The 9,832-nt window shown below is 71.0% G+C and carries 6 protein-coding genes; 2 read left to right on the top strand and 4 right to left on the bottom strand.

The features are described 5' to 3' along the window. Positions 1-147: 147 nt before the first annotated feature. The 4 genes from E8A74_RS42690 to E8A74_RS53370 all read right to left on the bottom strand — a co-directional run bounded on the left by E8A74_RS42690 (position 148) and on the right by E8A74_RS53370 (position 5,338). Positions 148-1,710: a vWA domain-containing protein gene (locus tag E8A74_RS42690; protein WP_136934894.1), complete on the bottom strand. Its 1,563-nt coding sequence runs from the start codon at positions 1,708-1,710 to the stop codon at positions 148-150. An 18-nt stretch (positions 1,711-1,728) separates the two neighbouring features. Continuing rightward, positions 1,729-3,303: a hypothetical protein gene (locus E8A74_RS54335; RefSeq protein ID WP_211365581.1), complete on the bottom strand. Its 1,575-nt coding sequence runs from the start codon at positions 3,301-3,303 to the stop codon at positions 1,729-1,731. A gap of 158 nt (positions 3,304-3,461) precedes the next feature. Further along, positions 3,462-4,310 (bottom strand): HAD hydrolase family protein, encoded by an 849-nt coding sequence (locus E8A74_RS42680; RefSeq protein WP_136934893.1) that lies wholly within the window; start codon positions 4,308-4,310, stop codon positions 3,462-3,464. A 425-nt stretch (positions 4,311-4,735) separates the two neighbouring features. Then, complete coding sequence (locus E8A74_RS53370; RefSeq protein WP_170229799.1) at positions 4,736-5,338, bottom strand: DUF4142 domain-containing protein; 603 nt, start codon at positions 5,336-5,338, stop codon at positions 4,736-4,738. A 240-nt stretch (positions 5,339-5,578) separates the two neighbouring features. Here E8A74_RS53370 and E8A74_RS42670 point away from each other — a divergent pair, with 240 nt between their 5' ends. After that, positions 5,579-9,034, top strand: coding sequence for a hypothetical protein (locus E8A74_RS42670; protein ID WP_170229798.1), 3,456 nt, complete (start codon positions 5,579-5,581; stop codon positions 9,032-9,034). Then, the gene (locus E8A74_RS42665; RefSeq protein WP_136934890.1) at positions 9,031-9,831 is read left to right on the top strand and encodes an alpha/beta hydrolase; all 801 of its coding nucleotides are present in this window, start codon (positions 9,031-9,033) and stop codon (positions 9,829-9,831) included. The genes E8A74_RS42670 and E8A74_RS42665 overlap by 4 nt, the downstream gene beginning before the upstream one ends. Position 9,832: the final 1 nt, after the last annotated feature.

Below are 9,832 nucleotides of genomic sequence, written 5' to 3'. Positions count from 1 at the left end.
GGCTTCTTCGTCGGCCTGTTTGAAAAACTGCGCATCGCGCAGTTTTTCAACCCTGGGTCCAGCGCCTCGCTGGTCCGGGGTCGAGGGGGCGGACAGCCCCCCGCGGGGACCGGGGCGGCGCCCCGGCTCCGCAGCTCCCATGACGTGTCAGTCCGCGGGCCAGGGCGGCGGCGGATCGGCTGGCTCGTAGGGCGTGGTGTTTGCCTCGACGACCTTCAGGTTTTCGATGAAGAGGTCGACGTACTTGAGGTCGTCCTGGATGTCCGGATCGGGGTGCTCGGCGAGCCACGTGTCGACGTTCGGACGCATCGCCTCCAGTGTGCGGCGCGCGGTGCGCGGATCGCTGTCGGCCGAGAGCTCGGCGGCGAGCTTGAAGCCGGCGTAGATGTTCAGCATGACGAAACCCTTCTCGACGGTCTCGTCCGTGAAGAACGTCTCGGGATCCTCGTACATGTGCGGGGCCTTGATGTTCGTCGACTGGGCCTTCGTGAAGCCCGTGAGCGGGTCCCTGTACGAAAGGTTCAGCGAGCCGACCTCGTAGGGATCGGGCACGCTGATTGCGCCGGAGCGCGGCACGAGCTCGAGGATCATGGCGCCGCCGCCGCCGCGCCGGCCCTCGGAGATGGGATCGTCGGAGCTCGTGCGGCCTGCGAGGAAGAGGCTCGGGATGGAGATCGTCCCGCCGCCCTCGGCCGTCTGCCAGCCGTTCGTCCCGTACACCCCGCGCACGACGTAGCCGCCGCCGACGGCGACGTCGATGTTTACGTCGAGCGCGACGGGCACGAGGAAGGTCTTTACCTCGTCGGTGAAGACCTCGACGACCGCCTTCGGGTCTTCGAGGAAGTAGAAATTGCCGGCGCCGACCTCGCTGAGATCGCGCATCACCTCGACGTCGAATGCCTCGCCGACGCCGATCGTGGTTACGCCGATGCCCTTCTTCGCGTAGGCCTCGGCGAGCGAGGTGAGCTTGCTCGGGTTCGTCAGGCCTGCCGTGGCCATGCCGTCCGAGAGGTAAAGCACGCGGTTCTGGTACGCTGGATCGAAATACTTGTCGGCGACGGAGAACGCGGTGAAGAGGCCGTCGTAGAGGTTCGTCGAGCCCGCGGCGAAGAGGCCCTGGAACGCGCTCTGGAGGGCCTGGGTATTGGACGCGCTCACGTGATCGAGGACGAGGTTGGCGCTCGTCGAGTACGTGACGAGCGAGATCCGATCCGTGGGCTCGAGCGCCGGGATCATCTCGACGAGGCCCGCCTTTACGTAATCCATGGGCTCACCGACCATGGAACCGCTCACGTCGACGGCGACGACGAGGTGCAGGGGCGGGCGCGTCATGCTGCCGACGTCGATCGGCGAGTTCATGCCGATCTGGACGAGGGTGCAATTCGAGCCGGTGATCATGTTGCCCATCACGCCGAGCAGGCCGTGCATGCAGATGTTGTTGCCGCAGTTCGGCGGGGCGTAATCGAGCTTGTGCTCGGCGAAGAAGCCGAGGTCGTCGAGCGCGCCGGGGCCCGGGATCTTCCCGTCTTCGAGGATCTTCCGGAAGAGGCCGAAGTCCTGCGCGCCGCCTTGCGAGATGCCGGTGGCGCCGGGCTCGGGATCTACGTTGCCGCCGAAGGCGCCCGATTCCGAGGCGTCGGCCGCGCAGCCCGTGAGCACGAGCGAGGCGAGCAAGGTCGAAAGGAGCGCTGTACCGATTCGATGGTCCATGGTGGTTTCCTCCCGAAATCAAGGCGCCGCGGAGACGACGAGAACGGATTCGTAATGACGGCTCTTGCGAGCGAAGGGCGGACATTCCGTGTCGCGGATGGGCATGGCATCGGCGCGCACGAGGTGCAGCGTGCCGTAGCCGTCTGCGAGATCGAGGCTCTTGCCCGCGCGCAGGAAGGTGATCGAGGGGACGTGAGCGCCGAGGTAGCTGACCTCGAGCGGGACGAGCAGGCTGCCGCATTCGTCGTGCGCGCCGGCGCAGCCCTGGGCGAGCTCGGACTCGACAGCGGGCTCGGTGAGCGGCTCGGCGGCGTCCGTGGACTCGTACCGCGCGAGGACATTGCCGCGCACCGCGAGCACGGTGTGCGTGTCGCTGCGGAGCACGAGCGCCTTGCCCTCGGGCGCTTCGCCGTTCGTCTCGGGATAGGAGCCGCCGGCGATCTCGAAGGCTTCGATGGCGATGCTGTCGCCGGCCTTGAACGGCATGGCCGCGCCGGGCACGCAGACGTACATCGTCGATTGGTTCTGGAGCACGAGGGCGTGGCAATCGTCGGGGGACGAGACGACGGATTCCAGGACGTAGGGTCCGTGGAGGGGCACGGGCGTGGACCACTCGACCCCGACGGTCTTGCCGGGCGAGGCGCAGCCGGGGGCGGCGGGCGGATCTTCGAGCGCGGGCGCCTTGAAGACGGCCTCGTGCGGGCCGAGCGAGAGTTTGCCATTCGAATCGAGCGAGAGCGGGATCATGAGGCGATCGTCCGAATTCGTCGCTGTGGAGACGAGCTGGGTCGGGAACTTCTGCGAGGACCAGGCGAGGAGCGTGGGCGCGAGGCCGTCGGCGTCGACGAGGTAGGCGACGCAGCCCGCCGTATCATTGTTCTCGAGGGGCAAACCCCGGCCCGGCTGGAGGAGCCACGCCTCGGCGGGGGCGAAGAGCTCACGCGAGAGCGCGGATTCGGGATCGGCGAGCAGCGTCGGGCAATCGACCTGGACCGAGTCCTTCAGCGGGCGCAGGCGCACGAGGCGCTCGCCTTCCGTGGTATTGCCGAGGGAGAGTGCGCCGCTCTCGGTGGGCGTGACGCCGCAGAAATCGGGGCCGCAGGGCGGCGGCGGCTCGGTGGGCTCGCTGGTCGCGGCACACGCGAGGGCTCCGAAAACGACGGCCGTGCGCTGGGCCAGGGGGCGCTCCGGGAGCGGGCGCTGCATGGCCGGGACGAGGACACGGAACGCGAGGGCGAGCGCGGGCAGCGCCATCAAATCGGTGGGATCGACGGTGATCTGCCAGGGGAAAGGCGTGAGCGCCGCGAGGGCCTCGAAGGCGCGCGCCGCCGCGGGCGAGAGCTTGATCGCGGCGAAGACGGCGCCCGTCGCGAGGTGCGCGAGGACGAGGCTCCGGCGGCTCCCGAGGCGGAGGAGCGCCGCGAGCAGCGCGGGCGCCACCACGAGCCCGGCAAAATCACTCAATTTGCCCGTGATCGCGCCGGGGAGAATGCCCGCGCCCTTGAGGACGTGGTCATTCAGGGCGAGCAGGGCGAGGGACCCGAGCCACAGGGGGTGCAGCAGCGCGCGACGCGCCGCGAAAGGTCGTTCCATCGACATTTCATCTCCTGGATGAGGGAAAAACGAAGGCTGGGCACGGCGAGCAAACGATGTGCCATGCACGTATTCCCGGCATTCAAGGAGGGAGCTTGCTCCGCGGGCTGCCCTGCGGCCCTGACAGCGGTGTCGCGGCGGTCGCGGCACCGCCCGAATCAGAGGCGGATGCGCTCGATGCGTCGCTCGATCACGTCGAGGATCCCGCGGGCATAACTGGCCCCGGCGGTGCGGGAGAAGCGGCGGCGGGCGTCGTCGGTGGCGTTGTCGACGAGGTAGCCGTGTTCGACGGCGGAGAGCATGTCGACGTCGCCCACGTCGTCGCCGAAGCTCATGGCCCGGGCGCGCGGGATGCCGAGGCGATCGAGGACGAAATCGACGACCTGGCGTTTTCCGACGCCCCGCGGCACGAAATCCACGTCGTACGTGCCCTCGGGCTCACCGAGCGCGGGATGGCAGGGATAGACGTGGACGCCGATCCCGTGGCGCTCGGCGACCTTGTGGAGGGTCGAGGGGATCTCGGGGGATCTGCCGCGTCCGCTCGGCTGGAACATGTAACTGTCGATGCGCCGGCCCGCTTGCTCGCGGCGGACCAAGGGAATGCCGCGGCGGAGGAGATCGTCGAGCGCGGCGGCGACGCGGGCCCTCGAAAAGCCGCTCTGCGCGACCCGCGCGTCCCACTCGGCGACCGGGCGGCGGCCCTCCTCGCGGGAGAAAAAATCGAGCTCGGCGCCCCAGGAGCTCGCGATGAAATGGGGCACGACGCGAAGGCCGTGGGTGCCGACCGTGGCGGCGACGACGTCGATGGGCCCGTCGGCGACCCAGCCGAAGACGAGGCCGAGCGCGGAGGCCTCTTCGAGGAGGAGCTGCTCGAGCGAGCGCCGATCGCGGCGTCGCTCGGGCGAGCCGTCGTGCGCGAGGTAGGTCTCGTCGAAATCGGCGAAGACCACCCAGCGCGGGGCCACGACGCGCGGCAGATACGTCCGGCGATCACCGAGCGGCGGCATGGCGCGTCCGTCGCACGGTCGGCGAGACGAGGCCGAGGCGATTGTTTGTCAAGACAAGCATGACATCCATTCCTTCGCAGGTAAGACCGAAATAAGGCGGACCCCGGGCGTGGGACGAGAGGCCACGATCGGCCGCGGCGAGCCCGACGGCCGCCGGCTCCCCGTCCATGACGCCACCCATCGCCGAGATTATCATGCAATGGCGGACGGCCGCCCGAAATCGACGCCCAGATCGGACGTACCCTGTCCGATCTGGGCGCTCCGGATCTTTTCCGTATTTATCAACGCTGCGCCGATTCCGAGCGGGTGTCCCCCAGGCGTCGCGAGCGGCTCGAGGCTAGGGAGGCCGAGCGAGGCGTACGACCGTACGTCGAGCGAGGCCGACCGACGCATCGAGCCGCGCAGCAGCCTGGGGGACACCCGCCTCAGATGCGGTCGCCCGGCAGCATCGGGAAGCGGCTGCGGAGGCGCCGCGCCTGGGCGAGGTGCTGCGCGAGCGTGGCGCGCACCTCGCGCAGGAAGGTCTCGACCTCCGCCGAATCGGCGTTCGGGATGAGCTGCGCGTCGAGCAGCGTGATCGCGCGCTGGTGCCCGCCGATCTGGGCGTTCAGGTAGGTGACGTCGAAATCCGCGGCCGGCACGGTCCGGAGCAGCTCCGCCGCGCGCTCGGCGTCGCGGCGGAGGTTCGACTGCATCTCGCTGCCCTCCTGCTTGACCCGGAGCTTCTCCTGGAGCGCCAGGATGCGCGTCTGGATCGCTTGGTGCTCGGCGGTGACGCGCTCCGCGTAGGACCGGACCCCCTCGCTCGTGGCCCGGAGCCGCGCCGTCTCCGCGTTCGTCATCTCGTTCTGATCGATGGTCGACACGACGGCCAGGATCTGTCCGTGCGAGAGCGGCTCCGAGGGCTCCTCCCTGGCCGGACTCGGACGGTTCTCCCCCGCGTCCGTGCCGCAGCCCGCCACGCCCGCGGACGCGAGCGCGAGCCACGTGAAGGCGCGGCCAAAGGACCGATGGAATGCGTGAGCCATGCGTCGTCTCCTCTTCAAACGCGCCGCCCGCTCGCTTCGGCCCTCGCCGAGATCCACGCGCCAGCGCCCCCCTGCCCATGAGGCCCCGCGGCGCGCGCCGAGAGCCGGGCTTACCGTCTCCCGACGTCGGGGGGCCCCGGACGGGAAATTGCTTTCCGCCCGCGTCGTTGTGCCTCCGTGCTGCGTGGTGTAAGGGGGGGCCGAGCGCGGCGCTCGGGATCCGTCGCTCCGCCCTTGCGCATGGACACGACCCCCATCGAGCGAAGCCTGCGAAGCGCGGAGACAGGGACGCTCGTGGTGGACAGCCGCCTCGTCGCCCGCGTGATCAAGCGCCACCGGCGGATCGTGGGCATCGGGCTGCAGGTGCCGCATGCGTCGTGTTACGCGCTCGGGCGGGACGACCTGCTCGCGCTCGTGCCGGCCGCGGAGCTCGGCGAGGCCGGCGCGAAGCTGCCCGAGCACGTGGTGCTCCTGCCCCGGCCGAAGGGCTCGGAGATCCTCGCCGCGTCGCCGGCCGAGGTGCTGACGCGGCTCTGGCGCGGGGCGTTCCACGGGCACGTGCACCTCGCGCTCGAAGCCGCGCGGCGCCGCGGCGCGCTCGACGAGGCGGGGATCCGGGCGCGGATCGATCGGATCGGGCAGACGGAGTTCGACGAGATCCGGCGGGTGCTCCGCTCCGACGATCTGCTCCTGCCCCCGGCCGACGACGCCGAGGTGTACACGGAGTTCGCGGCGCTCCTCCTCGAGCTCCACCACTTCGCCCCGCGCCTCGTGGCGAGGACGTTCCCGACGCTGCGGGACACGTCGCGGGCGCTCGTGGTGATCGGCGGAGACGTGGACGCACGCGCCCTGCTCGCGGCGTGCCGGCCCGAGGGCGCGGCGGATCCGACGGACGCGCCGCTCAGCAGGGAGTCGACGACGCCCACGTACTCGGCGCTCCCCGCGCTCGACGTGTTGCCCGCGTTCCTGTCGCGGCGCGCGACGACGGTCACGGGGGCGCAGAAGCTCGTGGTCCAGGCCGAGAAGGCGCGCGCCGAAGGCAACCACGTGCGGGCCGCGCTCTCGCTGCTCGCGGCGATGCCGGCCGCGGGCGAGGACCAACAGGTCAAGCTGCGCGCCCAGGTGCAGCGGGATCTCGACGCGCTCGGGGCGCGGCTCGACAGCGCGCTCGTGGGCCCCGGCGAGAGCGCGGAGAGCGCGCCGCGGGTGCCATGGACCTCGTCGCTCATGCCGCTCGCGGCGACGGCGAGCGAACGGCAGGCGCTGCGGTATCCGGTCGAGGCGCGGCTGCTCTACGATCTGCAGCGGGCCTGCGTGGCGCACGAGCGCGGGTCGTCGGCGGTCGATCTCGTGACGTGGGCGCTCTCGCTCGGCAAGCGCCCGATCGTGCGGAAGCTGCCGGCGACGCGGGCGCTCAAGGTCGCGCGCCACCTGCGGAGCGCGCTGCAAAAGCTCCGGCACGTGGAGATGCCGTCCGCGGATCGACGGCTCATCGCGCGGCTCCTGCGGATGGCGGTGCGGCGGGCCGAGGAGAACGTGCGGAAGACGCTCCGGCCGGTCCTCGAAGGGACGCTCGACGGCGTGGGGCTCCGGCCCGCGAGCGTGCCCGAGCACGTGGCGCGCAAGAAGCTCGTCGAGGAGCTCTGCGATCAGGTGGTGGCGCGCGGGTTCTTGAGCATCGGGCAGCTCCGCGACGCGCTCTCGCGGAACCAGCTCAAGATGGGCGACGTCGCGCACCCGCGCGAGCTCGTGCGCGGCGATCCCCTGCTGCTCGCCGATCGCGCGCTCGACGTCGCGCTCGACGGCGTCTACCGGCGCGGCGAGGTGTACCTGCGCGCCCTGCAGAAGGTGTCGAGCGTGTTCTTCGGCACGAAGCTCGGTCGGCTCGTCACGCTCTTCGTGATCCTGCCGGCCGGCGGCGCGTTCGTGGTGCTGGAGGGCCTGCAGCACATGGTCGGGCCGGCCGCGAAGGCGCTCGGCTTCGTGCCGCCGCACCTCGTGAGCACGCCGTCCCTGCTCGTGACGACCGCCGTGATCTTCGGGCTCATCCACAGCGAGGCCCTGCGCGCGGGGGTGATGCGGCTCCTGTCGATGCTCGGCCACGCGCTCGCCGCCGTCTTCGTGCGCCTGCCGCGGTGGGTCCTCTCCCTCGGGCCGATCCGGCGCGTGCTGGAGAGCGGCCTCGCGCGGGCGCTCGCGCGGTACGTGCTGATGCCGCTCGTGGTCGCGGCGATCCTCTACATGGCCACGCCGCTGCGCGACGTGCCTGGCGTGATCGGGCCCCTCGGCGCGGCCGGCGTGTTCGTCGCGGCGAGCGTCCTGCTCAACACACGCGCGGGCCTCGTCGCGCAGGAGGTCGTGTTCGATCAGATCGCGCTCGGCTGGGAGGCGCTCAAGGGGCGCGCGCTGCCGGGGCTCTTGCGGCTCGTGATGGGCATCTTCCGCGCGATGCTGGAGCTCTCGGAGCGCACGCTCTACCGGGTCGACGAATTCCTGCGCTTCCGGGAGGGCGACAAGCGCGCCACGATCCCGCTGAAGGCCGCGCTCGGGCTCGTGTGGTTCTTGGTGGCGTACGTGATCCGGCTCTACATCACGCTGCTGATCGAGCCCGAGATCAACCCGGTGAAGCACTTCCCGGTGGTCACGGTCGCGCAGAAGATGCTGATCCAGCAGCTCGCGGAGATGCTGACGGTCATGAACCACGCGCTCGCCCCGCTCGGCCCGGTGATCGGCGGGACGATCGCGGCGACCACGGTCTTCCTCTTCCCGAGCGTGTTCGGCTTCCTCGTGTGGGAGTTCAAGGAGAACTTCCGCCTCTACCGCGAGAACCGCGCGAAGAACCTGGGGCCCGTGCCGATCGGCCACCAGGGCGAGACCGTGGGCACGCTGATGCGGCCCGGCTTTCACTCGGGCACGTTGCCCAAGCTGTACGGAAAACTGAGGCGCGCCGCGCGCCGCGCCGATCTCGACGAGTCCCGCGGCATCGAGCACGGCCACGGCTCGTTGCGCGGCCTGCAGGAGCAGCTCGACGATCTGCGCGAGACCGTGCGGCGCGCCGTCGATCGCGAGGTGAGCGGCCTGCTCGCCGCCTGCCCCCGCTTCCGCGCAGGCGCCATCACCGTGCAGAGCGTCGAGCTCGGATCGAACCGGCTGCGCCTCGAGCTCGCGTGCGACGCGCTCTCCAAGGCGAAGGCCGTGATCGCGTTCGAGGAGCAGAGCGGGCTCGTCGTGGCGAGCGTGACCGAGCCGGGCTTCGTCGACGCGCTCGACGGCGCGGATCGGATCCTGTTCGAGAACGCGATCGCCGGATTTTACCGCATGGCCGGCGTGGATCTCGTGCGCGAGCAGATCCGCGCCGCGCTCGGCGACGACGTGCCGTACGACATCGCCGACGAGGGCCTCGTGCTCTGGCCGGGCGAAGGCTACCGGACCGAGGTGATCTACCCGCTCGACGCCGCCTTCAGCGGGCCGATCGTGCCTCCGACGGTGCGCGGCGATCGCCCGGCGACACCCCCGAAGCCGCTCGATCTACGAAAAATCCTGTTCCGGGATCAGCACATCCCCTGGGCCGAATGGGCCCTGTCGTGGCGCGAGGAGGTCGCGGGCGAGGCGCCGCGGCGCGTGCTCTTCGGCGCGTCGATCCTGCCGCCGCCGCGGCTCGAACGGGAGCGGGCCGCGCGCCTGGCCTCGGCATGATCCACGCCACGGGCCGCGTCCTCCTCGCGCTCGTGTGGCTCGCGCCCGCGTGCGGCCGAGACACGCCGCCGGAGCCCCCGCCGAGCAGCGCGGCCCCGCGGACCGAGGCGAAGCCCGCATCCGGGCCGCCCGAAGCCGCCGGGATCCGCTACCTCGAACGCGTGACGGGAGGCGCCGCCGCGACCGAACGGCTGCCGCTCGTGGTGGCGATCCACGGGCTCGGCGATCGTCCGGAGTCGTTCGTTCGGCTCTTCGATCGGATCGAAGGCCGCATGCGGGTCGTCGTTCCGTACGGGACCTCGCCCTACAGCGACGGCTTCTCGTGGTTCCCGCTCGCGCGGCGCGACCCGGCAAAACTCGCGGAGGGCACGTCGCTCGCGGCCGACGGGCTCGCGGCGATGCTGGAGGAGCTCGAACGAACACGGCCGACACGCGGCCGGCCGATCGTGACGGGGTTTTCCCAGGGAGGCATGCTGAGCTTCACGCTCGTGGTCAAACACCCCGAGCGCGTCGGCGAAGCGCTCCCCCTCGCCGGCTTGCTCGCGCCGCCGCTCTACCCGAGCGCGTGGCCCATGGGGAAAGTCGCCCCGCCCGTCCACGCGTTCCACGGCGACGCGGACACGATGGTGCCGCACGCCGGCGCGACCGAGACCGTACGCGCGCTCGTCGCGGTGGGCTTCTCGGCGGAGCTCACCACCTACCCCGGCGTGGGGCACACGGTGAGCGCATCGATGCGGGGGGACTGGCAGAAGGCGCTGGAGGCAGCGGCGCAGAGGGCCGCCGCCTCCAGCCCGTGAC

Source organism: Polyangium fumosum, assembly GCF_005144585.1.
Taxonomy (GTDB): Bacteria; Myxococcota_A; Polyangia; order Polyangiales; family Polyangiaceae; genus Polyangium; species Polyangium fumosum.
Note: the sequence above shows the minus strand (reverse complement) of the source record. Positions and strands in the feature narration are given on the sequence as shown.